The sequence below is a fragment of the Kribbella sp. VKM Ac-2568 genome (assembly GCF_004345365.1).
GTDB classification, from domain to species: domain Bacteria; phylum Actinomycetota; class Actinomycetes; order Propionibacteriales; family Kribbellaceae; genus Kribbella; species Kribbella orskensis.
In genome coordinates this window covers 245,422-268,454 of record NZ_SLVF01000004.1, presented here as the reverse complement: position 1 = coordinate 268,454, position 23,033 = coordinate 245,422, and the positions used below count along the sequence as shown (strand labels likewise).

Here is a 23,033-nt window from a genome sequence, read left to right as displayed (position 1 = left end):
CAAACGGCCACGTGCCCAGGGTGACTCCGAAGCCGTGCGCGCGGGGCCCGCGGGCAGGTGCTGAGCGGGCGGCGGTGACGTGGGCAGGTGCTGAGCGGGCACGGCATTCGTGGGCAGGGGCGCGGGGTCCGCGGGCGGTCAGCTGCATGCGTGGGTTAGCGATAGCCGGGCAGCCGTGCCGCGTTCGGCAAACCGCACCGGGGCGTCGGAAAACCGACAGGGGTGAGGTGTTGACATCGGTGTCGGGAGGTCGGAAGGATGAGAGCGCTCTCACTCGTCCGGTGGTCTACCGTCCCTCATCGGATGAGCCGTGGGCATCGGACTCATCCGGCCCGCGAAGCCTGCCCTTCGCGGGACCTCGGAGCTTGCTGCGACCTGGTAACGCGGCGACTTCCACCCCGGTGCTCCGCCTTCCTCTCGCATGGGACAAACCTGAGGAGGAGTTGTGCGCGTCAAACACAAACTGCTGGCGGTCCTCGCCGCAGCGGCCACTGTCGCCGCCGGGCTCACCGCGATCATCGCGGTCCCGGCCGAGGCTGTGCCGAACACCATTCCGCTGAAGATCACCAACAACTCGGGCCGCGGAGACCCGGTCTACATCTATAACCTCGGCACCAACCTCGCGACCGGCCAGCAGGGCTGGGCCGACGGCGGAGGCACCTTCCACGCCTGGCCGGCCGGCGGCAACCCGCCGACGCCGGCGCCGGACGCGTCGATCGCCGGACCCGGGAACGGCCAGTCGATCACCATCCAGATGCCGAAGTTCTCCGGCCGGGTCTACTTCTCGTACGGCCAGAAGCTGGTCTTCAAGCTGACCACCGGCGGCCTGGTGCAGCCCGCGGTCCAGAACCCGAGCGACCCGAACCGCGACATCCTGTTCAACTGGACCGAGTACACGCTGAACGACTCCGGCCTGTGGATCAACAGCACCCAGGTGGACATGTTCTCCGCCCCGTACGCCGTCGGCGTGCAGGCCGGCGACGGTTCCACCAAGACCACCGGGCATCTCAAACCGGGCGGCTACAACGGGTTCTTCGACGCACTCCGTGGTCAGCCGGGCGGCTGGGCGGACCTGATCCAGACAGCACCCGACGGCTCGGTACTGCGCGCGCTGGCCCCGACGTACGGCGTCGAGACCGGGTTGTTGCCGGCGAATGTGATGGACGACTACGTGAACCGGGTCTGGTCGAAGTACAGCTCCGAGACGCTGACGGTGACGCCGTTCACCGACCAGCCGAGCACGAAGTACTTCGGTCGCGTGTCCGGCAACGTCATGAACTTCACCAACAGCTCGGGCGCGGTCGTCACGTCGTTCCAGAAGCCGAACACACCCAGCATCTTCGGTTGCGCCGGGCTCCTCGACGCCCCGAACGACCTGGTCCGCGGGCCGATCTCGCGGACGCTCTGCGCCGGGTTCAACCGCTCCACCCTGCTGGTCAACCCGAACCAGCCGGACAGCAGCAACGCGAACTTCTACCAGGACGTGGTGACCAACCACTACGCCCGGAAGATCCACGCGCAGATGGCAGACGGCAAGGCGTACGCGTTCGCCTTCGACGACGTCGGCGCGCACGAGTCGCTCGTCCACGACGGCAACCCGCAGGAGGCCTCCATCACCCTCCACCCCTTCAACTGACCCCGGGGCCGCGGGCGGCTCCGGCACCCAGCGAACCCCGCCCGCCGACCCACCAGCCACCCCGGGTCCCCGCCAGCTGCCCGGCGGGGACCCGGGGTTTCTTCCGGCCAGACCTTGACTCCCGCTTTGGTTAGTGGCAGCTTACCGTTCGTGGGGACTTACCAAGTAGGAACTGTGCTCGACGCGCTGGGCGATCCGACCCGGCGAGCGATCCTGGACACCCTGCGGCGGCAGGGGCCGAGCTCCGTAGCGGTGCTGGCCGATCGGGTGCCGGTCAGCCGGCCGGCGATCTCGCAGCATCTGAAGGTGCTCGGCCTCGCCGGTCTGGTGGATCACGAGCCGCAGGGCACCCGGAACATCTACCGGATCGACCGGAGCGGACTCGCCGAGGTGCGGGACTGGCTCGACCAGTTCTGGGGCGACGCGCTGGACGCCTTCGCGGAGCACGTACGCCGCATCGAGGGGACCACGGAAACCGAGGGCACCCGCAGTACCGAAGACCGCGGCACCCGCAGTACCGAAGACGGCGGCACCCGCAGTACCGAAGACGGCGGCGGGCGGAGTACGAGAGAGAGCGAGGAAGGGCGATGAGCATCAATCAGGAGATCGCGCCGCTGGTGAAGACGGTGGTGGTGCCGGCGTCGCCGGAGCGGGCGTTCGAGCTGTTCACGGCGGAGATGGCGGCGTGGTGGCCGCTCGTCACCCACTCGGTCGGCCTCGAGAAAGCGACGGACGTACGGCTGGAAGGCGCGGTCGGCGGCCGGATCGTGGAGTACGACAAGGACGGCCCAACCTGCTACTGGGGCACCGTGTCGGACTGGGACCCGCCCCAGACGGTCAGCTTCACCTGGCACCCCGGCAACGACCCGAAGCAGGCCGGCCACGTCACCGTCACCTTCCGGCCCGTCGACGAGGGCACCGAGGTCGTCCTGACGCACCGCGGCTGGGAGCGCCGTCCGGACGGTGTACAGGCGCGCGCCGGCTACGACTCCGGTTGGGACTACGTGCTCGACTTCTATGTGACCAGCACCGGATAGTGACTGGATGGCGAACGCACCGGTCGACCCCACCGCCCTGGCAGCCTCACTCCGCCCGCACGGCGAGTCCGTCATGCTGCCGCAAGCGGCGTACACGGACCCGGCCGTGCTCGCCTGGGAACGCCGCAACTTCTTCGCTGCCACCTGGACCTGCCTCGGCCGCGCCGACGAACTGGCCGCCGGTACGACGTACCGCGCGACGGTGGTCGGCGACGTCGGGGTGATCCTGACCTTCGGGGATCGCCCGCGCGCGTTCGCCAACACCTGCAGGCATCGCGGCCACGAACTCCTCGGTCAGGGCGGTACGAGTGACCGCCGCTCGGTGGTCTGCCCGTACCACGGCTGGTCGTACGAACTGGACGGCGCGGTGAAGGCGGCGCCGCGGATGGGCGACACGTTCGACCCCGCGCCGTACGGGCTGACCGAACTCCCGTCCGAGGTCTGGCACGGGTGGCTCTTCGTCAACGCGCTCGGCACGGCGGCGCCGTTCTCCGAGCACCTCGGCGGGATAACCGACCTTGTCGCGCCGTACCGGCCGGAGGCGCTGTCGCTGAAGGCGCGACACAACTACGACGTGGCGTCGAACTGGAAGACGATCGTGGAGAACTACCACGAGTGCTACCACTGTCCGCTGATCCACCCGGAACTGTGCAAGGTGTCCCCGCCGACTTCCGGCGACAACTGGAACCTCCCTGGCGCCTGGGTCGGTGGGCTGATGGATCTTCGGCCGGGAGTCGAGACGATGTCGCTCGACGGGGGGTCCCGCGGGATCCCGCTACCTGGTGTAGACCCGCGGACGGTGAACTACCTCGGGCTGTTCCCGAACCTGCTGATCTCGCTGCACCCCGACTACGTGATGACGCACCGGCTCGAGCCGCGCTCGCCGGGAGTCACCGCGATCGAGTGCTCGTGGTACTTCCCGGACGAGGTGGACGACCCCTCGTACGCGGTCGAGTTCTGGGACGTCACCAACCGCGAGGACTGGGCCGCCTGCGAGTCGGTGCAGCGGGGCGCGGAGTCACCGCACTTCCGCCCCGGCCCGCTCGCCCCCGCCGAGGACGCCGTCTACCAGTGGGTGACGATGATCGCCCGCGGCTACCTCGGCAAGAGCCTCACCCAGTAGCCGTCCGCAGTACCGAGCGATCGCACACCTACGCCACGCCAGGCGCCTACACCTTCACCGACAAGATCCAGTACTGCGGGCCGAACGGCGTGCAGGAGGTCGTCAGGACGGCGAAGCTGAAGATCGTGAAGACGACGACGCCCTAACCGTCAGGCGTGGTCGGAGGTGCCGGTGGTCGCCATACCGGCGGCCTTCAGGTCGGTGCGGAGCTCGCGGGGCAGGGAGAACACCAGGCTCTCCTCCGCGGTGGTGACTTCCTGCACCTCGGCGTAGCCGCGCTCGGCCAGCCAGCTGAGCACGTCGCGTACCAGCAACTCCGGCACGCTCGCACCGCTGGTGACGCCGACCGAGTCGACACCCTCCAGCCAGGCCTCGTCGATCTCGGCCGCGTAGTCGACCAGGTAGCCCGCCTTGGCGCCGTGCTCGACGGCGACCTCGACCAGGCGGACCGAGTTCGAGGAGTTGCGCGAACCGACCACGATCATCAGGTCCGCGTCGGGAGCCAGCTTCTTCACCGCCGCCTGGCGGTTCTGGGTGGCGTAGCAGATGTCGTCGCTCGGCGGGTCCTGCAGCGCGGGGAACCGCTCGCGCAGCCGGCGTACGGTCTCCATCGTCTCGTCCACCGAGAGCGTGGTCTGGGACAGCCAGACAACCTTCTCGGGGTCGCGGACGACGACGTTCGGGACGTCGCCGGGGCCGTCCACCAGATGGATGTGGTCCGGGGCCTCGCCGCTGGTGCCGATGACCTCTTCGTGGCCTTCGTGACCGATCAGCAGGATGTCGAAGTCGGTTGCGGCGAACCGCTTCGCCTCGTGGTGCACCTTCGTCACCAGCGGGCAGGTCGCGTCGATCGTCTTCAACTGCCGCGCGGCCGCCTCCTGGTGCACCACCGGCGCCACGCCGTGCGCGGAGAAGATCACCGTCTCGCCCTCCGGCACCTCGACGGTCTCGTCCACGAAGATCGCGCCGCGCGCCTGCAGCGTCTGCACGACGTGCTTGTTGTGCACGATCTCCTTGCGCACGTAGACCGGCGGCCCGTACAGGTCGAGCGCCTTCTCGACGGCGACGACCGCCCGGTCCACGCCCGCGCAGTACCCGCGTGGGGCCGCGAGCAGCACCCGCTTCGTCTTGAGCGCGGTCGGCGTACCGGAGTCTTCAGGCTGGACAGTCACGGCTCCCATGGTACGGGCCCTGCCGGACGCCCTCCCAGTCGTGGCGGACATCACCAGCCACAGCGCACCGTGCGCCGAGAACCAGCCGCCGTCCTTCACCGTGCTGTGACCCACCTCACCAGCCGCCGCCTCACCGGCAAGCTTGAGGTGTTGAGGGCATGACTGGATGACGCGTACCAGGGGCCGGGATCGAACCGGCGACCTCACCCTTATGAGGGGTGCGCGCTAGCCAGCTGCGCCACCCTGGCGCGTGAACTGTTGTCACTGGGAACGCGGTTGCTGTTGGCAACTAACAGGAGAGTCGGGAGCCGCCCGCCCTGTCCGGGCGGCTCCTTCCCAGGAGGTGTTCACTGCCTCAAGGATGCAGCCGGATCCCCTGGTGCGCAAAGGGTTTTCAGGCCTTGCGGTAGGTCAGTACGGCGACGCCCCCGGCCTCTCCGGCGACCCCCTACTCCTCTACTTCGCCATCGGCGGCCCGATGCTCGAACACCTGACCCTCCCCGCCGTCCTCGACCCCGAATCCATCGACACCCTCACAGAACAAGTCGTCACCCGCCTGCTCAGCAGGTGAGGTCCGCGGTCGCCGCCTATCAGCACGTGAGCTTCGACGCCGTCCATCACAGGACCTGTCCGGCGCGCCATCCACAGGGGCTGGGAGGGATTGTCGGCGGGTGGCCGTAGAGTCGCCGGGTGGCTTTGGAAACCTCGCCGGATGCGCCTGCAGCCGTTCGCACGATCGCGAACGGCATTGCCGGCTGGATCAACCAGCTCGGCGCCGTCTGGGTCGAGGGGCAACTGACGGACGTGTCGGCGGGGCGTGGCATGTCGACGGTGTTCGGCACGTTGCGCGACACCGACGCGGACATCTCGCTGCGCTTCACCTGCAACCGGCGGATCTTCGACGCGGTCGATCCACCCGTCACCGACGGCTCCCGGGTCGTGGTGAACGCCAAGCCCAACTTCTTCGCCAAACGCGGCACGCTCGCCCTGGCGGTCAGCGAGATCCGGCACGTCGGCATCGGTGAACTCCTCGCCCGGATCGAGCGCCTGAAGCAACTACTCGCTGCCGAGGGACTCTTCGCGGCGTACCGCAAGAAGGCGTTGCCGTTCCTGCCGCACACGATCGGGCTGATCTGCGGCCGCGACTCGGCGGCGGAGCGCGACGTCCTGGAGAACGCGAAGCGCCGCTGGCCCGCGGTCGCCTTCCGCGTCGAGTACGCGTCGGTTCAGGGGCCGTCCGCGGCCGGCGAGGTGATGACCGCGCTGCGCCGCTTGGACGCGGACGAGTCCGTCGAGGTGATCGTCATCGCCCGCGGCGGCGGCTCGCTGGAAGACCTGCTGCCGTTCTCGGACGAAGGCCTGATCCGCGCCGTCTCCCAGGCCCGTACGCCGATCGTCAGCGCGATCGGCCACGAGCCTGATTCCCCGCTGCTCGACCTGGTCGCCGACCTGCGCGCGTCGACGCCGACCGATGCCGCCAAACGGATCGTGCCGGACGTGCGCGAGGAGCTGGACGGGGTTCGCCTGCTGCGCGAGCGCGCCAACCGCGCCGTGCGGGGCTGGCTCGAGCGGGAGATCCACGCGCTGGCCGCGATTCGGAGCCGCCCGGCGCTGGCCGCCCCGACGACCGACCTGCAGCGGCGTTCCGACGAGATCGTCGCGCTGGTGGAGCGCAATCGCCGGACCCTGACCCACCGGCTCGACCGTGCCGGCGACGACCTGGCCCACCGGCTGGCGAGTGTGCGCGCCCTGTCCCCCAAGGCGACCCTCGACCGCGGGTACTCCGTGCTCCAGCTCGCCGACGGCACCGCAGTACGGGAGGTCGGGCAGGTGTCGGCGGGTGATCTGCTGAACGCACGGGTCAGCGATGGCCGATTCGATGTGGAAGTGACCTCGAGCTCGAAGGAGAGCAAGTGACCGCCGATCGACCCGAGATTTCCTACGAGCAGGCCCGCGAGGAGCTCGTCGAGGTGGTCCGCAAACTGGAGGCCGGCGGCACCTCACTGGAGGAGTCCCTCGCGCTCTGGGAGCGCGGCGAGGAGCTGGCCGCGACCTGCCAGCAGTGGCTCGACGGCGCCCGCAAACGACTCGCCGAAGCCCAAGCCGCCCACCAGGAGAAATCCGACTGACCTTGCCTGACCACCCCGCCCCCACCGACGCCCGAACCACCGACGACCGTCGGCTCGACGTACGGCCCGGCGACGTACGGGTCAGCACCGCGTTCGACGTACGGGCTGCTCGTCCGGACGATCTGTACGGCGCGGCGGTCGCGCGGGTGGCGAGCTGGCACGCCGCGTTCACCGGCCTGGTACCGCAGGACTTCCTCGACGCCATGGATCCCGCCAAGATCGCCGCTTCCTGGGCCGATAGCATCACCGCCGGACGCTCCCGCATGTACGTCGCGGCTGCGGTCGCGGGCGGCGAGATCGTGGGGTATGCGGGCGTCGGCCCCGAGCGGGACGCCGATGCACCCGAGCACGTCGGCGAGTTGTACGCGCTGTTCGTTCACCCGGACTGGTGGGGCTCGGGGGCCGCACGTGTCCTGACTGACGCCGCGGTCACCGACCTCAGAGCCGCGGGATGCGACCAGGTCTGGCTCTGGGTGCTCGAAGCCAACACCCGCGCCCACGCCTTCTACCGCCGCTACGGCTTCACCGAGACACCGGATCGCACTCACTCCAGCCTGAACGACCTCCAGGAACTACGCCTCCGCCTGCAGTTGCGGCCCGAGGACGGCGGCGGCGACCGCGCGCATACCTGACTGCATCCGGGCGAGGTCGAACCCCTCGGTGCGGAGAGCGTTGTGGAGATCGGCAGCCAGCGGCGCGAGGATCACGTGGGCGGTGTAGTCGGCGTCGAGCTCGGGCCGCGCCTCCTCGACCAGTATCGCGATGTGCCGGTGCCACAGGCGGTATGACCCGATGCGGTAGCGCGCGCCGTCCGACGCGTTCTCGCTGTCCATGAACAGCTCCACATGCCGGTCCAGCAGGTCCAGGTAGGCGTCGAGGAACGCTGTCACCCGCTCGACGGCCGGTGCACCCGGACCGAGCGGCGGCGGCCCGGTCAGGATCTTCGCCTGCAACTCCTGCTCCCGCTCGTCCAGCAACGCCACCGCGAGCCCGGCCCGGTCGCCGAACCGCCGGAACACGGTGCCCTTCCCGACTCCCGCAGCGGCCGCGATCGCGTCCAGCGAGACGTTCTTCACGCCCAGCTCGGCGAACAGCCGGTCCGCGGCCTCCAACACCTTCAGCCGGTTCCGGCGCGCGTCGGCACGTTCGGGACGTGGCTCACCCAGGACGGGCAAACCCTGTTGTGAAACGGACTGCGGTCCGGTACGGTCGTTCATAAGACGGACTGTAGTCCGCTCGGCCCCTCGAGGCCACCTACCACCAGGAGGAATGCACCATGAGCAACACCACCGCCCGGATCGCGGTCGCGTACCACTCCGGCTACGGTCACACCGCGAAACAGGCCGAGGCGGTCGCCGCCGGCGCGGCCGGAGTACCGGGGGCTGTCGCCGACCTGGTTCCGCTGGACGAACTCACCGATGAGGTGTGGGAGCGGCTCGCGCAGGCGGACGCGATCATCTTCGGCGCGCCGACGTACATGGGCAGCCCGAGTGCGGTCTTCAAGGCGTTCGCCGAGGCGAGCGCGGCGGTCTGGGCCGACAACCTCGGCTGGCGGGACAAGATCGCCGCCGGATTCACCAACTCGAAGGCGATGTCCGGCGACAAGCTCAACAGCCTGGTCGACTTCGCCGTCCTCGCCGCTCAGCACGGAATGATCTGGGTCGGCCTGGACCTCTATCCGGGCTGGGCGACGTCGACCGCGAGCATCGAGGACCTCAACCGGCTCGGCAGTTGGCTGGGCGCGATGGCGCAGTCCGACGCCGACCTTTCGGCTGAGAAGGTGCCGCCGGAGACCGACCTGCGTACCGCGGCCGCGCTGGGCGCCCGGGTCGCCACGGTGACCATCCGCCACCTCCGCGGTTCGCTGGCGGCCTGATGGCCTGGTGGGTGCTGATCGCCGCGGCAGCCTGCGAGATCGCCTTCGCACTGAGCCTCAAGCCCAGCGACGGCTTCAGCCGCTTCTGGCCGACCGCCGGCGTCCTCGTCTTCGGCGTCATCTCGGTGTACCTGCTCTCGAAGACCCTCGACCACCTGCCCGTCGGTACTGCGTACGCCGTCTGGACCGGTCTGGGTTCCGTCGGGGTGGTCATGCTCGGCGTCGTCTTCTTCGACGAACCGCTCACGCCCGTCCGCATCGCCTGCATCAGCCTCATCGTCGCCGGCGTCCTGGGCCTCCGCCTGGCCGGCAGCCATTGAGGTCCTACCGATCGCCCGAAGCGAGAAGGTCGACGAGGTAGTCGGCCGTGCTGGCGGCGGTCCAGCCGTAAGGGCCATGGAAGGCGCGGAGGTGAACGTAGGTGAGGAGGGTCAGGTTGGTGAGGGCCACGACGTACCGTTCGCGGTCCTCGGGTGGATGGAGGGTGGTGTCGGCGGCGCCGGCTTCGAGGATGCGGAGCCAGGGGCCGAAGAAGTCGAGTTGCTCGCCGACGCCGTCCAGGTCGGGACCGTGGAACGCCTCCTCCGTATGCGCGAGCAGCGGAAGGTTGCGTTCGGCGACGGCGCAGAGGGCGTGCAGGGCGGCGGTCAGGCGGTCCCGGCCGCTGCCGTCCATCGTCAGCGGCGCCCACATCAGTTCGCGATAGTCCGCCACCAGTCGCCGGCGGAGCAGGGCTTCGACCGAGGCTCGGGTCAGGCCATGGCGCCAGACGGTCGCGCGGGACACACCTGCACGCTCGGCGATCCGGTCCAGGCTCAGGGCCGGCCAGCCCTCCTCGTCGAGCAGTTCGACGGCGACCGCCACCAACTTCTGGTCCACGACGGCTCCTGGCGATGGATGAAACAACCAGTCTCATGGTACGACGACGGCAGTTTCACCGACCGCCCGGAGGAGTAGCCGATGCTGATCACGACCGACCCCGACCCCGCCTTCTGCCTCGTCACCTTCAGCTGGGCTGAGCCGGCTGGTCCCCCGGTCGACGACGTGCTCGTGCGGTTGATCGCGTTGACCGATCACGCGCAGGACGACGGGCGGTTGGAACCGTTCCTGCTCGACCGGCAGCCCGACGGCGTGTGGAGCGGAACACTCCGGCTCCCGGCGGACCTGCGTACGTCGTACCAGCTGTGTCCGGTGCGGCACGGTTCACTGCGCGAAGGGCCGATCGACGACGAGCGATGGAGCGCCGTGATGACTGCGGGCCTGGCCGATCCGGCCAATCCGGCGATCCTCCCGGCCGGCTGCACCTTCGGGAACCAAGGGCCGGCTTCTGTACTCGAACTGCCTGCCGCACCGCCCCAACCAGGCTGGCACCGCCGACCCGGTACGCCAACGGACAGGGTGACACGTCATGCACTGGGCAGCTCGTCGGTGCACGTCTACCAGGCACGCGGCGCCGAAGGGGACGCACCGCTCGTGGTGCTCTTCGACGGTGTCCAGTGGCTCAGCCTCGACGTCACGACGATGCTCGACAACCTCGTCGCGGACGGGCTGCTCGAACCGCTCGTGGTGGTGCTGGTCGACTCCATCGGCGGCGCCCGCCGGTACCACGGGCTCACGCGGCCCCGGCTCTTCAGACCACTGGTGAACGACCTGATTCCCTTCGTGGAGGACGGTTGGAAGGTGACCCGGGACCCGGCGAGGACGGTCGTCGCCGGGCAGAGCCTGGGCGGGTTGCTCTCGACGCACCTCGCGCGGACCCGTCCCGAACGCTTCGGCGCAGTCCTCGGCCAGTCCTGCTCGTTCTGGTGGCCTGGCGCCGAGGAGGTTGGCGAGCTGAGCGGTGAAGCGGAGATCGAGGCCGTCGCCGCAGGTCCGCGGACCCGATTCCATCTCACCGCCGGCCTCCACGAACGCGACCTGTTGACCGGCAACCGCAGAATGCGCGATGCCCTGTCCGCCCACGACCTCACCTACCGCGAGTACCAAGGCGGCCACGACTTCGCCTGCTGGCGAGGAGACCTTGCCGACGGTCTCCTCACCTTGCTCCCGAAGTAGACCCCGCTCGGGGCATCGTGGGGCCTCGTGTGATTGACGATCTCGCCGAGCACGTCCGCGCGGATCTGTTCCGGCGTACCTGCGAGACCGCCTGAGGGAGCGGCAGCAGCGCAGGTCTTGGTGGGGGTCAGACCTTGGGGCGGCGGGAGCGGCGACGGGCCAGGCGGCCTCGGGTGGGGACCGCGGCGGGTGGGACGACGGGGACCTCCTCCTCCTCGATGTCGGGGAGGGCGACGAGGGTCTGGTAGTCCTCCCAGGTCTCGACCCGGAGCGGGATGTTGCCGGCGGCATCTACCTCGGTGATCGGGTGGCGCCCGGCCCGGATCAGGCCCCAGACGTCCAGGTCGCTACGGAGCTGCCGCAACTCGCCGAAGAGCTCGCGGCCGAACCAGCACGGGTGTCCCGGGCCGTCGTCGTAGCGGCTCACCCCGATCGGCGTGGCAGGCCCCGCGACCTCCGCGACCAGGGACCAGACAGTGGCCGAAGTCACGCCCGGTTGGTCGCCCAGCATCACCACGATGCCGTCCGTACGCCGGTCGACCACGTCCAGCGCAGGCACGATCGACGAGCTACCGGTATCCGCGTGGGGTGAATCCACGACCCAGGTGCCGTCCAGGTCGACCCGTTCGCGGACCTGCTCCGACGCCGTCCCCAGCGTGACGATCAACTGGTCGAAGCCGCACTCGCGGGCGGTGTCCAGCGATGCCCCGAGCAGGGTCTCGCCCTGGTAGGACAGCAACTCTTTGGGCACGCCGAGCCGCGGCGACCCATCGGCGGCAAGCACCAGTCCGGTGACGAACACGCCGCATCAACCCCCGACCTGGTTTTCAGACCGCACGCCAGGCTCCTTCGTCGATGCCGATCAGTTGATCGAACCCCGAGCCGCCTCAACGTGTCAACGTCTGAATAAGTGCGCGGCAATCAACGCAAAGTAGCCGCAAACGTTTCAAGCGCGGGATACCCGGCATTTCCGACCACGATCGTGGTGACACCCGAGCCGATCAGGACGAGCGCATGCTCGTTCTCCCGGTCCAGCAGGGTTTTCCGCTGCCAGACCACCCCGGACACGGTCGTCGTACCGTCGTCCTCAGTCTTGCCCAGCTCGTCGGACTGGAAACCCCTGTTGGTGACATTGGACTGTTCCAGGCCGACGTATTTCTTATCGGTGGTGACAATTCCCAGGTGCCAGGTGATCGGGCTTTGCTCGGGCGCACGGAATTCCACGCTGGTCGCGGTCCAGCCGTCCGGCATCGGCGCCGGGCCGCGGACCCACGGCGCCACCTTCTTCGCGTCCTCCAGCTGAGCCGTGTACTCGACCGCGTTGATCTTCTCCGACTTCGGCCGCCACGTCACCACCGCGAGGAACGCCACCACGATGAAGCAGGCCAGCAGCGCCCAGAACATGTTGGTCAGGGTTCGGGCCTTCGCCCGGTCCACCTTGTTCTGCGCACGGTAGGCCTCGGCCTCCGCGCGGGCCCTCGCCTGCTCCTCACTCGTCGAGCTCATGTCACCAGTGTCCCCCGAGACCGATCTCGGCCGGACACCGACCGTTGGCTACGATCCGTGGCATGAACGACCCGTCCACGCCACCTGCCCATCTCGAGGTCGACGAGCACGCGCCCGACCGCAACCTGGCCCTCGAGCTGGTCCGGGTCACCGAGGCGGCCGCGATGGCCGCCGGCCGGTGGGTCGGCCGGGGCGACAAGAACGGCGCCGACGGCGCGGCGGTGAACGCGATGCGCACGCTGATCGGCACCGTCGGGATGAACGGCGTGGTGGTGATCGGCGAGGGCGAGAAGGACAACGCCCCGATGCTCTACAACGGCGAGCAGGTCGGTTCCGGCGACGGCCCGGAGTGCGACGTCGCCGTCGACCCGGTCGACGGGACCACGCTGGTCGCCAAGGGAATGGCGAACGGCATCGCCGTGATGGCGGTGGCGCCGCGCAACACGATGTACGACCCGTCCGCGGTGTTCTACATGGAAAAGCTGGTGGTCGGGCCCGAGGCCGCCGACGTGGTGGACATCCGGCTGCCGGTCGGGGAGAACATCCGCCGGGTGGCGAAGGCGAAGGGCTCCACGGCCGACGACGTCACGGTCGTCCTGCTGGACCGCCCGCGCCACGAGGACCTGGCGGCGCAGATCCGGGCCACCGGGGCGCGGATCAAGTTCATCAGCGACGGCGACGTGGCCGGCGCGGTGGAGGCGGCCCGGCCGGACACCGGCCTGGACATGCTGGTCGGCATCGGCGGTACTCCGGAGGGCATCATCGCGGCCTGCGCGATGAAGTGCATGGGCGGCCTGATCCAGGGCAAGCTCTGGCCGCGTGACGATGAGGAGCGGCAGAAGGCGCTCGACGCCGGCCACGACCTCGACCGGGTGCTCTCCACCGACGACCTGGTCAGCGGTGACGACTGCTTCTTCGTCGCCACCGGCATCACCGACGGCGAACTGCTCCGCGGCGTCCGCTACCGCAGCTCGATCGCCCGCACCCACTCGCTGGTGATGCGCTCGCGCAGCGGCACCATCCGCAGCATCGAGAGCGAGCACCAGCTCTCCAAGCTGCGCGCCTACTCGGCCATCGACTTCGAGCACGCCCGATGACCGCACCCGTCCTCGTCATCGGCGAGGCGCTCGTGGACATCGTCGGCGCCGGCGGTCGCTCCAACGGCAGCGGATCCGGCCGCAACGGCAGGCACGGGACCAAGGCGACCCCCGGCGGCTCCCCCGCCAACGTCGCCGTCGGACTGGCCCGCCTCGGCCTGCCGACCGAGCTGGTCACTCGCTTCGGCACCGACCCGTACGGCGACCAGCTCGGCGCGCACCTGTTCGGCAACGGCGTCCAGCTCGCTCCCGGCTCGGTCGACCCGCACTTCCGCACCAGTACCGCGACCGCGACCCTCGACGGAGACGGGGTCGCGTCGTACCAGTTCGACATCACCTGGGAGCCTCCGGCGCTCTCCCTGTCGCGCGGCTGCCCGGCGGTCCACACGGGCTCGATCGCGACCGTGCTCGAACCAGGCGCCGAGGCGATCCGTCGCTTCCTCGGCTCCCTCGCGGAACAACCCGTCACGGTCACGCTGGACCCGAACGCCCGCCCGACGATCACCCCGGACGCGGAGAGCACCTGGGCCGCAGTACGGGGTCTTGCTGCGTTGGCCGATCTGGTGAAGCTCAGTGACGAGGACTGCGAGTTCCTGCGGCCCGGGGCTACGCCGGACGAGATCGCGGCCGAGTTGCTGGCTGTCGACCGGACCAGGTGCGTGGTGATCACCCGGGGCGGCGAGGGCGCGATCGGGATGAGCCGGACCGCGCGGGTCGAGGTTGCCGCGCCCGCGATCAAGGTGATCGACACGGTCGGTGCGGGCGACTCGTTCATGTCCGCGCTGATCGCCGGACTCCATACCCGCGGCCTGCTGGGCGAAGTACGGCTCGAGGGCCTGGACGAGGAGAACCTGTCCGCTGTCGTTGACTACGCGGTTAAGGCGGCCGCGATCACCTGCACGCGGCACGGCGCGGATCCGCCGACCGCGGCCGAGCACAAGTCCACCTGGGGTTGAGGATGAGCACCGCAGCTACGTGGACCAGCGAGTACGAGACCACCGGCCGGGTGGTGTTCCCCCAGCGCCGCAGCCGCCTGCTGATCCGTCTGGCCTTCTTCGCCCTGCTGATGGCCGCGTCGCTGGTGAGCAACGTCCAGCACCTCCGCGCGGGCGACGTCTCCGGCACCCTTGGCGTACTGCGGCTCACGGCGCTCGCGGGATTCGTCTGTGTCGTCGGACTCACCGTGTGGCAACTGATCACCCGCCTGCCCGTGGTCACCGTCGACCGGGTCGGCATCACCTCGGGCAAGGACGGAGCCAAGGGTCTGGTCCCCTGGGAAGGAATCGCCCGCATCGACGCCCCGTCCGGCTTCCCCGGCCTCCGCACCGTCCAGGTCCAGCCGCTCGACCAGCACAGCTCCCCCGCGGTCGGTATCCCCCAGGACAACGTCCAGGACCTGGCCGAACTCACCGACTGGCTTCGCACCCTCCTAGCCCAACGCCAGACCACCACGGACTGAGCCGTTTGCCCTTACAGTGACGGTCCACAGTGACTTGGGGGAAGCGCACATGCCGTCGATGGGCGACGCAGGTCCTGACACCTGGTCGGACGAGCTTGAGAGAACCGGTCAGGTGGTGTTCCCTCAGCGCAGGCGACGGGCGGCGATCCGGCTGGGGATCATGGTGCTGTTCGCCCTGAACCTCGTGCTGTCCGACGCTCGGCGCGCCCTCGACCAGGATGGGGTCGGCTGGACGCTCCTCGCCGCACTGTTGTGCGCGATCTCCCTCGTCTTCGTCGCAGGCAGCCTTTGGCCGGTGATCACCCTTCGACCGGTGCTCACAGTCGACCAGGCCGGCATCCGCCTCGGCAGACATGAGCTCGTGTGGGACGAGGTCGGGGCGGTCGGCGTGATCACCGGCTGGCAGGTTCTTCGCTCCCTACCCGTCATCCCTCGGGACGTCTGGGCGAAATCGCTGAGCGTGCCGCTGGACAACGTGAAGGATCTGGAAGTCTTCGCCGGCTGGCTCGGCGAGCTGCTCGCTCAGCAGCACCAGAACGACGTACAGAGCTGACCGCCTGACGTTCTCGGGCAGCTGGGCCGGCGCCGGGTCAGCTGAGGCCGAGGCGTTTGGTCAGGCGGGGGCCTCGTTTGATCTTGATCTCGCCGAGGATGGCGGTGCCGCGGATGTGGAAGACCTTCGGGGCGGCGGTGTTCGGTTGGGTGGTGCCGCCGCCGAGGCCGGACTCCTGCTCCGTGACGGAGCCGAGGATCGGGTTGCTGTCCAGGTGCACGATGGCGTTCTGCGGGACCCGGATCTTCACGTCCGCGAGGATCGACTTCACGTCGACGAAGACCTCGTCGTACGGCAACTGGGCCTCGGTGTAGTCGAGCGTCACGTCGCCGAGGACCGCGTTCACCTCCTGGCGCTGCGGGGCGATCCAGCCGCCGGTCCGCTTGCCCTCGGAGAGGAACACGTTCATCACCGGCGCGTAGTGCGTGACACCTTGCTGACCGGCCGCCGCCACGGGCTGCACGTCCGAGGAGGCCGGCACGGCCAGGCCGTTCGGCAGATCCGCGGTGATCTGGACGAGCTCGCCGTACGTCTTAGAGGCGTACAGCGTCTCCAGCCGGTCCTCGAGCTCCGGGTAGCTCAGTCGACCCTCGCCGGCGGCCTCTCGGAGCACGTCGGCGACCTCCTCGCGTTCGAGGTCGGAGACCCGCCGGCGCAGCGCCAGCTCATCACCGGTCGGCTGAGCGGGCGTCTTCGGCTGGGGAGTCTCGTCCTGGGGAATCTCGTCCTGGGCCACGACAAGACCTTACGCGCGCGAAGGCCTGTTCGCAGATGAGTTATGCCCCCTATTCACCCCTGACCACGACCCTGACCCTGAGTCCGATCGCAGCGCGTGATCCGGCGGAAGTGTGCGGCCCGTCGCAGCGACCTGGGCGGCTCCGATCTAGGCTTGGGGCAAATCTCAGACCACTTGCCTGGAGGTACGCCTGGTGTCCGCCGACTTCTCCTACTCCGACCTGCTCCCGCTGGGGGCCGACGACACGGAGTACCGGCTCCTCACCACCGAGGGAGTGAGCACCTTCACGGCCGGCGGCCGCACGTTCCTGCAGGTCGAGCCGTCCGTGTTGCAGGCGCTCACGGCCGAGGCGATGCACGACATCTCGCACTACCTGCGTACTGCGCACCTCGCCCAGCTGCGGCGGATCATCGACGACCCGGCGGCGTCCGGGAACGACCGGTTCGTCGCGCTCGACCTGCTGAAGAACGCGAACATCTCGGCCGGTGGCGTGCTGCCGATGTGCCAGGACACCGGTACGGCGATCGTGATGGGCAAGAAGTCCGAGGGCGTTCTCACCGGCGCCGTTGACGAGGAGTGGATCAGCCGCGGCGTGTATGACGCGTACACGAAGCTCAACCTGCGCTACTCCCAGATGGCGCCGCTGAACATGTGGGATGAGAAGAACACCGGGTCCAACCTCCCGGCCCAGATCGAGCTCTACTCCACTCCCGGCGGCGGGACGGCCGACCCGGCGTACAAGTTCCTCTTCATGGCCAAAGGCGGCGGCTCAGCGAACAAGTCATTCCTGTTCCAGGAGACCAAGGCGGTGCTCAACCCGGCCGGGATGATGAAGTTCCTGGACGAGAAGATCCGCTCACTCGGTACTGCGGCCTGCCCGCCGTACCACCTGGCGATCGTGGTCGGCGGCACCTCCGCGGAGTACGCGCTGAAGACCGCGAAGTACGCGTCCGCCCACTACCTGGACTCGCTGCCGACGACGGGATCGCCGCTCGGGCACGGGTTCCGCGACGTCGAGCTGGAGCAGCAGGTGTTCGAGCTGACCCAGGAGTTCGGGATCGGCGCGCAGTTCGGCGGCAAATACTTCTGCCACGACGTCCGGGTGATTCGCCTGCCCCGCCACGGGGCGTCCTGCCCGGTCGCCATCGCGGTGTCTTGCTCGGCCGACCGGCAGGCGCTCGCGAAGATCACCCCCGAGGGCGTCTTCCTGGAGCAACTCGAGCGCGACCCCGCGCGGTTCCTGCCGGACACCACCGACGAACACCTCGCCGACGACACCAACGTGGTCCGGATCGATCTGAACCGGCCGATGAGCGAGATCCGCGCCGAGCTGTCGAAGCTGCCGGTGAAGACCCGGCTGTCGCTGAGCGGCCCGCTGGTCGTGGCGCGCGACATCGCACACGCGAAGATCAAGGAACGCCTCGACGCCGGCGAACCGATGCCGCAGTACCTGAAGGACCACGCCGTGTACTACGCAGGCCCGGCCAAGACGCCCGAGGGCTACGCCTCCGGCTCGTTCGGCCCGACCACGGCCGGCCGGATGGACGCGTACGTCGACCAGTTCCAGGCCGCCGGCGGCTCCTTCGTCATGCTTGCCAAGGGCAACCGTTCGGCCAAGGTGACGGCCGCGTGCAAGGAGCACGGAGGGTTCTACCTCGGCTCGATCGGCGGACCCGCGGCGCGGCTCGCGCAGGACTGCATCAAGTCGGTGAACGTGCTCGAGTACGCCGAGCTCGGGATGGAAGCGGTCTGGAAGATCGAGGTCGAGGACTTCCCGGCCTTCGTCGTGGTCGACGACAAGGGCAACGACTTCTTCACCGACACCCGCAAGCCCGTCCCCCTCACCGTCCGACCCCGCAGCTGAGGGGTTCTGCCCGCAGCTTCGTCTGACCCTCGGCTGAGGCGTTGAGCCGCGGTGCGGCACCCGCAGTACGGCGTACTGCGGGTGCTTGACGGTCCCGGGCGATCGCAGGACGCTCTGTGCAGGGGTGGTGTGGGATGAACCGCGGAATGGCCCGGATCGGGAATCACATCGGCGTCTGGATGTACCGCACGCTGAACGGGCGACTCGCGAGCACCAAGAACGCGCACGTCCTGCTGCTCACCGTCCGCGGCCGGCGGACCGGCCTGCCGCGATCCGCCTGCGTGCGTTATCTCGCGACCACGGACGGTTTCCTCGTCTGGGGCACGGCGTCAGGGGCGCCGCACGACCCCGACTGGTTCCGCAATCTCCGGTCGACGGCGACCGCGGAGGTCCAGATCGACGCACGGCACCTGCAGGTGCGGGCCCGCGAACTGACCGGCAAGGAGCGCGACGCCGCCTGGACCGACGTCATCCTGGCGGCAGCCCCCACCGTCGCCCGCTACGCCGCCAAGGCCAAGCGCACCATCCCAGTAGCCCTACTGACACCCCTCCAGGACTAGGCGCGCCCGTCGAGAGCAAGCGGGGACTCGTACGCCTCCAGGCGTACGGTCTGCTCACTCTCCTCTGTACGGGGTCAGCTGGCAGCCGCCGCGGCGGCCGGATCGGGGAGCTTGATCATCAGGTGCTTCGCCCCACGGAGCACGTCGGCCTCATTGTGCCCGAACGCCTGAAGGTACGACCCCAGAGCGGATCGCAGTAACCGCAGCTCCTCGTCATCAAGTTCGATTGTGTACATATTTCCAAGGTAGATCCGTCCGAGGCAGAAAGCGCCACCCCGTGACCCACCCGTTGTCACGACCTCATCCCCGATCAGCCGTCCTCCCCCGACATCCACCCGGCCATGACCAGAATCTCGGCAGCAACTTCCCCCAGCGGCCGATCGTTGCGGACGGTGAAATCCTCGAAGTGTGCGAGCGTCTCGTGACCCTTCAGAGCCGCCTGGAGGCACCGGCGGCGGGCTGAGGCCAGGTGGCGGCGGACCGGGTTCGGGTGAGGGCCTGAACTGAGAGAGATCATCCAGGTCGACCAACGGGGTTAGCCGAGGAGGTGTTGGGTTATGTGGGTGACCTCGTAGCCGGTGGGCGCCTCGGGGAGGCGCAGGTGGGGGTCGGGGATGAAGGTCTGCCAGTTGTCGGCGAAGGGGGTGGTCCAGGCTTTGATGTCGCGTACTGCGGCGTGGCCGTCGGCCGTGATGCGGTCGGCTTCGGCCTGGGTGAAGCGGCCGGCGGCGACTGCCCCTTCGAGTTCGTCCTCGTCTTTCCACTCGATGGTGCGGTCCGGGTTGATCCAGAGGTCGAGCACGTAGTCGACCGTGGAGGTACGACGGGCGTCGGGGTCGCGGCGGTGCTCGGCCTCGAGGTTCACGTACCAGCCGCGGAAGGTGCCGTCCTCGCCCCAGAAGTGCCACACCGACCAGGGCTTGCCGGTCGGGGAGACCTTCAGGATGCCGGTACCGTGCCAGATGTCGAGCTTGAGCACCCGGTCCTCGGTGAACATGCGCTCGGGACCGGCGTGCCGGGTCTCGCGGCCGTCGACGAGCACCGGCTTGATCAGGGGTGTCCCCGGCGCGAGCCAGGCGACCAGGCCGTCCGCGTCGTCGCGGATCACCGTCATCGGCCGCACGTTCGGCAGCTCGCGATGCCGGCCGGTACCTTCGTAGACCCACTCGATCGTGGTGCCCGGCTCCCAGAACTCGCTGACGCGGGTCTCCGCCTCGGCCGCCGTCACGGCTGGGCCGGACGGGTCATGGAGAGGACGTCGAGGGCGGCGTCGAGCTGCTCCTCGGTCAGGTCGCCCTTCTCGACGTGACCGTTCTCGATCACGACCTCGCGGATCGTCTTGCCCTGCTTGAGCGCGCTCTTCGCCACGGCGGCCGCGCTCTCGTAGCCGATGTAGCGGTTGAGCGGTGTCACGATCGACGGCGACGACTCGGCCAGCGCGCGGGCGTGGTCCACGTTCGCGGTGATGCCGTCGACGCAGCGGTCGGCGAGTAGCCGCGAGGTGTTGGTGAGCAGCTGGATCGACTCGAGCAGGTTGCGGGCGATCACCGGGAGCATCACGTTCAGCTCGAAGTTGCCTCCGGCACCGGCCACGGTGATGGTGGTGTCGTTGCCGATCACCTGGGCGGCAACCATCAGGGTCGCCTCGCAGATCACCGGGTTCACCTTGCCGGGCATGATGCTCGACCCCGGCTGCAGGTCGGGCAGGGCGATCTCGCCGAGCCCGGCGCGCGGGCCGGATCCCATCCACCGTAGGTCGTTGCAGATCTTGGTCAGGCTCACGGCGATCGTCTTCAGCTGGCCCGACAGCTCCACCAGCGCGTCCCGGGCACCCTGCGCCTCGAAGTGGTCTGCGGCCTCGCTCAGCTCCAGGCCGGTCCGCCGGTTCAGCTCGGTGATCACCTTGGCGGCGAACCCGGGCGGTGTGTTGATGCCGGTGCCGACCGCCGTGCCGCCCAGCGGCAGCTCGGTGACGCGGGGCAGCGTCGCCCGCACCCGGTCGGCGCCGCGGCGGATCTGGGTGGCATAGCCGGTGAACTCCTGGCCCAGCGTCACCGGGGTCGCGTCCATCAGGTGGGTGCGGCCGGACTTCACCACCTCGGCGAACTCCGATCCCTTGCGGGACAGGGATTCCGCCAGGTGCTCGAGCGCCGGCAGCAGGTCCTGGACGACGCCCGCCGTGGCCGCGACGTGGATCGCGGACGGGAAGGTGTCGTTGCTCGACTGGCTCGCGTTGACGTGATCGTTCGGGTGCACCTCGGACCCGAGCTCGCGGGTGGCGACAGTGGCGAGCACCTCGTTCACGTTCATGTTCGTCGACGTACCCGAGCCGGTCTGGAAGACGTCGATCGGGAACTCGGCGTCGAACTCGCCGCCGGCCACCCGGTCGGCGGCCGCGACGATGCCGTCGGCAAGCTTCGCCTCGACCACGCCGAGCTCCGCGTTCACCACGGCGGCGGACGCCTTGATCTGCGCGAGCGCGTGCACCAGCGCCGGCGCCAGCGGCTGGCCGGAGATCGGGAAGTTCTCCACCGCACGCTGGGTCTGCGCCCGCCACAACGCCTCGCGGGGCACCTTGACCTCGCCCATCGTGTCGTGCTCGATCCTGAATTCCACGTTGTCACCCATACCTGCAGCGTACGTCGATCCGCGCTGTCCGCCCGGACTGGTAGAACCGTTGTGGACAACCCCACATGGGACAGGGATCACGGACAAACCCGAGGGAGTACGGATGCGCTTCACCCAGGCTTTCGAGATCACCAAGTGGGACCAGTCGACCTACGACGACTCCGGCGACCTGGAGCTCGGCCGGGCGAGCGTCGCCAAGAACTTCACCGCCGGGGACGAGGAGGGTGGCGGCCTCGAAGGCTTCAGTTCGGCGGAGCTGCTGATGGTGGGCACCAGCGCCGGGCCGGCGGCGTACACGGCGGTGGAGCGCTTCACGGGCACGCTGGGCGGCCGCGACGGGTCGTTCGTGATGGTGCACGGCGCGAGCGCGGACCAGACGTCCTCACCGGGCAAGATCGTGGCCGCGGTCGGCGACCTCACCGGCCTGACCGGGACAGTCCTCTTCGAGCACGACGACAAGGGCCCCCGCCTCACCCTCGACTACGACCTCCCCTGACCGGCAGCGCCCTCAGCCAAGCGACCCTGATAGACGTAATAGGTCTCCGCCCGTCCCTGCAGCTCCACCGGAACGGGCCGTACTGCGCACGCCCCGAACGTGTCCCGCACAGCCCCGGCCAGCGTGTCCGACGCGGAAGACGACCACACAGTCAGTACTCCGGACGCCCGCAGCCGCCGCCTGCACTCGACCAGGAAGCCCACCTGGTAGATCGCCGAATTCTCGTTGTAAACAAGGAAATCCGGCCCATTGTCCACATCCAGCAGGATCCCGTCGAGCGAGCCGGCTGGTTGCCCCATCACCACATCCCGGACGTCCCCGACCTGGACCCGGACCCGCGGATCGTCCAGCACCGACGGCACGACCCCATCCCGCATCCACCGCACCACATCAGGCTCGATCTCCGCCACGACCACCTCGCGCACCCGCTCATCCGCGAGCAACGCGCGCACCGTGTACCCGAGCCCCAGCCCGCCAACGAGCACGCGCGACGGTCGCAGTACGGCGTCCAGCGCGGCGGAGGCGAGCAACTCCTCGCTGGAGGTCTCCCGGTCGTCCATCACGAACACCCCGTTGACCCTCAGTTCCAGCGCGCCGTCACCCCGCCGCCGCAGTACCAGTTCTCCCCGCTCGCTGACCGCGCGTGCCACCTCGTCCACACGCTCCATCCTCCCGCACACCCCTTGCGTCCGAAGAACTGAGGAGACATGTCCGCACTTCTTCGGACGCAAGGGCCCACTGCCGGAGAGTTGTCCACAGGGTGGGCCGGGGTGGTGGCGGGTGGGGGAGGATTTTGGGGATGCTCGGGCGGTGGAGAAGCGACGCCGTCGACGGCGGAAGCCGGCCCGAGTCGCCCGCGAACAGTACGGCCTGACCGTGGAGATCGACGGGATCCAGCACACGAACGCACCGGCCGTAATCGCCGACGCCTTGCGACAGAACGACCTCACCAACGGACGATCCGTCGTACTCCGGCTGCCGGTGCTGGGTCTTCGCTCGGAGCCGACGCGATTCCTGGCCCAGGTGCGGAACGCTCTGCCCTCCCTGGGGTGGCAACCACCAGGTGCTGCGTCCGTAGAAGCGTAGAGACGTCTCCGCAGTTCTTC

General features: G+C 69.1%; 30 protein-coding genes and 1 tRNA gene. 19 read left to right on the top strand and 12 right to left on the bottom strand.

The genetic code is table 11. The features are described 5' to 3' along the window. Positions 1-445: 445 nt before the first annotated feature. The 4 genes from EV648_RS12515 (at position 446) to EV648_RS12500 (ending at position 3,796) form a co-directional block, all read left to right on the top strand. Complete coding sequence (locus EV648_RS12515) at positions 446-1,636, top strand: glycoside hydrolase family 64 protein (RefSeq protein WP_132289493.1); 1,191 nt, start codon at positions 446-448, stop codon at positions 1,634-1,636. Positions 1,637-1,786: 150 nt separating this feature from the next. Next, the gene (locus EV648_RS12510) at positions 1,787-2,227 is read left to right on the top strand and encodes a helix-turn-helix transcriptional regulator (RefSeq protein WP_199234566.1); all 441 of its coding nucleotides are present in this window, start codon (positions 1,787-1,789) and stop codon (positions 2,225-2,227) included. After that, positions 2,224-2,673: an SRPBCC family protein gene (locus EV648_RS12505; RefSeq protein WP_132289487.1), complete on the top strand. Its 450-nt coding sequence runs from the start codon at positions 2,224-2,226 to the stop codon at positions 2,671-2,673. The genes EV648_RS12510 and EV648_RS12505 overlap by 4 nt, the downstream gene beginning before the upstream one ends. Before the next feature lie 7 nt (positions 2,674-2,680). Then, positions 2,681-3,796 (top strand): SRPBCC family protein, encoded by a 1,116-nt coding sequence (locus tag EV648_RS12500; protein ID WP_132289484.1) that lies wholly within the window; start codon positions 2,681-2,683, stop codon positions 3,794-3,796. Positions 3,797-3,945: 149 nt separating this feature from the next. On the opposite strand, the gene EV648_RS12490 is transcribed toward EV648_RS12500, so the two are convergent. Next, complete coding sequence (locus EV648_RS12490; RefSeq protein WP_132289478.1) at positions 3,946-4,977, bottom strand: 4-hydroxy-3-methylbut-2-enyl diphosphate reductase; 1,032 nt, start codon at positions 4,975-4,977, stop codon at positions 3,946-3,948. Between the two features lie 165 nt (positions 4,978-5,142). Beyond that, positions 5,143-5,216: transfer RNA gene (locus EV648_RS12485), tRNA-Met, on the bottom strand. 131 nt (positions 5,217-5,347) lie between these two features. Between EV648_RS12485 and EV648_RS12480 the strand changes: the two genes are divergently transcribed. From EV648_RS12480 to EV648_RS12465, 4 genes are all read left to right on the top strand, one after another. After that, positions 5,348-5,539 carry a hypothetical protein gene (locus tag EV648_RS12480; RefSeq protein ID WP_132289475.1) on the top strand — a complete coding sequence of 64 codons (192 nt, stop codon included), beginning with the start codon at positions 5,348-5,350 and terminating at the stop codon, positions 5,537-5,539. A gap of 119 nt (positions 5,540-5,658) precedes the next feature. Continuing rightward, positions 5,659-6,885: an exodeoxyribonuclease VII large subunit gene (gene xseA, locus EV648_RS12475; protein ID WP_132289472.1), complete on the top strand. Its 1,227-nt coding sequence runs from the start codon at positions 5,659-5,661 to the stop codon at positions 6,883-6,885. Next, on the top strand, positions 6,882-7,097 hold the full coding sequence (locus EV648_RS12470; protein WP_132289469.1) for an exodeoxyribonuclease VII small subunit: 216 nt from the start codon (positions 6,882-6,884) through the stop codon (positions 7,095-7,097). Before xseA ends, EV648_RS12470 begins: the two co-directional genes overlap by 4 nt. A 2-nt stretch (positions 7,098-7,099) precedes the next feature. Beyond that, positions 7,100-7,729, top strand: a complete 630-nt coding sequence (locus EV648_RS12465) for a GNAT family N-acetyltransferase (RefSeq protein WP_132289466.1) — start codon at positions 7,100-7,102, stop codon at positions 7,727-7,729. On the opposite strand, the gene EV648_RS12460 is transcribed toward EV648_RS12465, so the two are convergent. Further along, complete coding sequence (locus tag EV648_RS12460) at positions 7,670-8,314, bottom strand: TetR/AcrR family transcriptional regulator (RefSeq protein ID WP_132289463.1); 645 nt, start codon at positions 8,312-8,314, stop codon at positions 7,670-7,672. The two genes, EV648_RS12465 and EV648_RS12460, sit on opposite strands and share 60 nt — an antisense overlap. Before the next feature lie 59 nt (positions 8,315-8,373). Between EV648_RS12460 and EV648_RS12455 the strand changes: the two genes are divergently transcribed. Then, positions 8,374-8,973, top strand: coding sequence for a flavodoxin family protein (locus EV648_RS12455; RefSeq protein ID WP_132289460.1), 600 nt, complete (start codon positions 8,374-8,376; stop codon positions 8,971-8,973). After that, positions 8,973-9,293: a multidrug efflux SMR transporter gene (locus EV648_RS12450; RefSeq protein WP_132289457.1), complete on the top strand. Its 321-nt coding sequence runs from the start codon at positions 8,973-8,975 to the stop codon at positions 9,291-9,293. The genes EV648_RS12455 and EV648_RS12450 overlap by 1 nt, the downstream gene beginning before the upstream one ends. Before the next feature lie 4 nt (positions 9,294-9,297). Here EV648_RS12450 and EV648_RS12445 read toward each other — a convergent pair whose 3' ends face one another. Next, the gene (locus EV648_RS12445; protein WP_158293976.1) at positions 9,298-9,852 is read right to left on the bottom strand and encodes a TetR/AcrR family transcriptional regulator; all 555 of its coding nucleotides are present in this window, start codon (positions 9,850-9,852) and stop codon (positions 9,298-9,300) included. Positions 9,853-9,933: 81 nt separating this feature from the next. Here EV648_RS12445 and EV648_RS12440 point away from each other — a divergent pair, with 81 nt between their 5' ends. Beyond that, positions 9,934-11,028: an alpha/beta hydrolase-fold protein gene (locus EV648_RS12440; protein WP_132289451.1), complete on the top strand. Its 1,095-nt coding sequence runs from the start codon at positions 9,934-9,936 to the stop codon at positions 11,026-11,028. 127 nt (positions 11,029-11,155) lie between these two features. Here the strand turns inward: EV648_RS12440 and EV648_RS12435 are convergent, their stop codons facing one another. Together EV648_RS12435 and EV648_RS12430 are read right to left on the bottom strand one after the other, a co-directional pair. Further along, positions 11,156-11,830 (bottom strand): NTP transferase domain-containing protein, encoded by a 675-nt coding sequence (locus EV648_RS12435; RefSeq protein ID WP_132289447.1) that lies wholly within the window; start codon positions 11,828-11,830, stop codon positions 11,156-11,158. Positions 11,831-11,949: 119 nt separating this feature from the next. Then, complete coding sequence (locus tag EV648_RS12430; RefSeq protein ID WP_132289444.1) at positions 11,950-12,534, bottom strand: DUF4245 domain-containing protein; 585 nt, start codon at positions 12,532-12,534, stop codon at positions 11,950-11,952. 62 nt (positions 12,535-12,596) lie between these two features. Between EV648_RS12430 and glpX the strand changes: the two genes are divergently transcribed. The 4 genes from glpX to EV648_RS12410 all read left to right on the top strand — a co-directional run bounded on the left by glpX (position 12,597) and on the right by EV648_RS12410 (position 15,643). Next, a complete protein-coding gene (glpX, locus tag EV648_RS12425) occupies positions 12,597-13,631 on the top strand; it encodes a class II fructose-bisphosphatase (protein ID WP_132289441.1) in 1,035 nt (344 codons plus the stop codon). Continuing rightward, entirely contained in the window at positions 13,628-14,587 is a 960-nt protein-coding gene (locus EV648_RS12420) for a carbohydrate kinase (RefSeq protein ID WP_132289438.1), read from the top strand. Before glpX ends, EV648_RS12420 begins: the two co-directional genes overlap by 4 nt. 2 nt (positions 14,588-14,589) lie before the next feature. Next, entirely contained in the window at positions 14,590-15,090 is a 501-nt protein-coding gene (locus tag EV648_RS12415; RefSeq protein WP_132289435.1) for a hypothetical protein, read from the top strand. 112 nt (positions 15,091-15,202) lie between these two features. Beyond that, entirely contained in the window at positions 15,203-15,643 is a 441-nt protein-coding gene (locus EV648_RS12410; protein WP_132289432.1) for a hypothetical protein, read from the top strand. Between the two features lie 37 nt (positions 15,644-15,680). On the opposite strand, the gene EV648_RS12405 is transcribed toward EV648_RS12410, so the two are convergent. Further along, a complete protein-coding gene (locus EV648_RS12405) occupies positions 15,681-16,379 on the bottom strand; it encodes a DUF1707 domain-containing protein (RefSeq protein WP_132289429.1) in 699 nt (232 codons plus the stop codon). 193 nt (positions 16,380-16,572) lie between these two features. Here EV648_RS12405 and EV648_RS12400 point away from each other — a divergent pair, with 193 nt between their 5' ends. Together EV648_RS12400 and EV648_RS12395 are read left to right on the top strand one after the other, a co-directional pair. Beyond that, entirely contained in the window at positions 16,573-18,243 is a 1,671-nt protein-coding gene (locus tag EV648_RS12400; RefSeq protein ID WP_132289426.1) for a fumarate hydratase, read from the top strand. A gap of 134 nt (positions 18,244-18,377) precedes the next feature. Beyond that, positions 18,378-18,803 (top strand): nitroreductase/quinone reductase family protein, encoded by a 426-nt coding sequence (locus EV648_RS12395; RefSeq protein ID WP_132289423.1) that lies wholly within the window; start codon positions 18,378-18,380, stop codon positions 18,801-18,803. 74 nt (positions 18,804-18,877) lie between these two features. On the opposite strand, the gene EV648_RS42565 is transcribed toward EV648_RS12395, so the two are convergent. The 4 genes from EV648_RS42565 to EV648_RS12380 all read right to left on the bottom strand — a co-directional run bounded on the left by EV648_RS42565 (position 18,878) and on the right by EV648_RS12380 (position 21,431). Continuing rightward, positions 18,878-19,039, bottom strand: coding sequence for a hypothetical protein (locus tag EV648_RS42565; protein WP_158293975.1), 162 nt, complete (start codon positions 19,037-19,039; stop codon positions 18,878-18,880). Between the two features lie 74 nt (positions 19,040-19,113). After that, positions 19,114-19,320, bottom strand: a complete 207-nt coding sequence (locus tag EV648_RS12390; RefSeq protein ID WP_132289420.1) for a hypothetical protein — start codon at positions 19,318-19,320, stop codon at positions 19,114-19,116. 18 nt (positions 19,321-19,338) lie between these two features. Next, entirely contained in the window at positions 19,339-20,031 is a 693-nt protein-coding gene (locus EV648_RS12385; protein WP_132289417.1) for a DUF402 domain-containing protein, read from the bottom strand. Continuing rightward, positions 20,028-21,431: an aspartate ammonia-lyase gene (locus EV648_RS12380; RefSeq protein WP_132289414.1), complete on the bottom strand. Its 1,404-nt coding sequence runs from the start codon at positions 21,429-21,431 to the stop codon at positions 20,028-20,030. The genes EV648_RS12385 and EV648_RS12380 overlap by 4 nt, the downstream gene beginning before the upstream one ends. 103 nt (positions 21,432-21,534) lie before the next feature. On the opposite strand from EV648_RS12380, the gene EV648_RS12375 reads away from it, so the two are divergent. Further along, on the top strand, positions 21,535-21,927 hold the full coding sequence (locus tag EV648_RS12375; RefSeq protein WP_132289411.1) for a DUF3224 domain-containing protein: 393 nt from the start codon (positions 21,535-21,537) through the stop codon (positions 21,925-21,927). On the opposite strand, the gene EV648_RS12370 is transcribed toward EV648_RS12375, so the two are convergent. After that, positions 21,912-22,595 carry a hypothetical protein gene (locus EV648_RS12370; protein WP_132289408.1) on the bottom strand — a complete coding sequence of 228 codons (684 nt, stop codon included), beginning with the start codon at positions 22,593-22,595 and terminating at the stop codon, positions 21,912-21,914. The genes EV648_RS12375 and EV648_RS12370 overlap by 16 nt on opposite strands. A gap of 142 nt (positions 22,596-22,737) precedes the next feature. Here EV648_RS12370 and EV648_RS12365 point away from each other — a divergent pair, with 142 nt between their 5' ends. Continuing rightward, on the top strand, positions 22,738-23,013 hold the full coding sequence (locus EV648_RS12365) for a hypothetical protein (RefSeq protein WP_132289405.1): 276 nt from the start codon (positions 22,738-22,740) through the stop codon (positions 23,011-23,013). Positions 23,014-23,033: the final 20 nt, after the last annotated feature.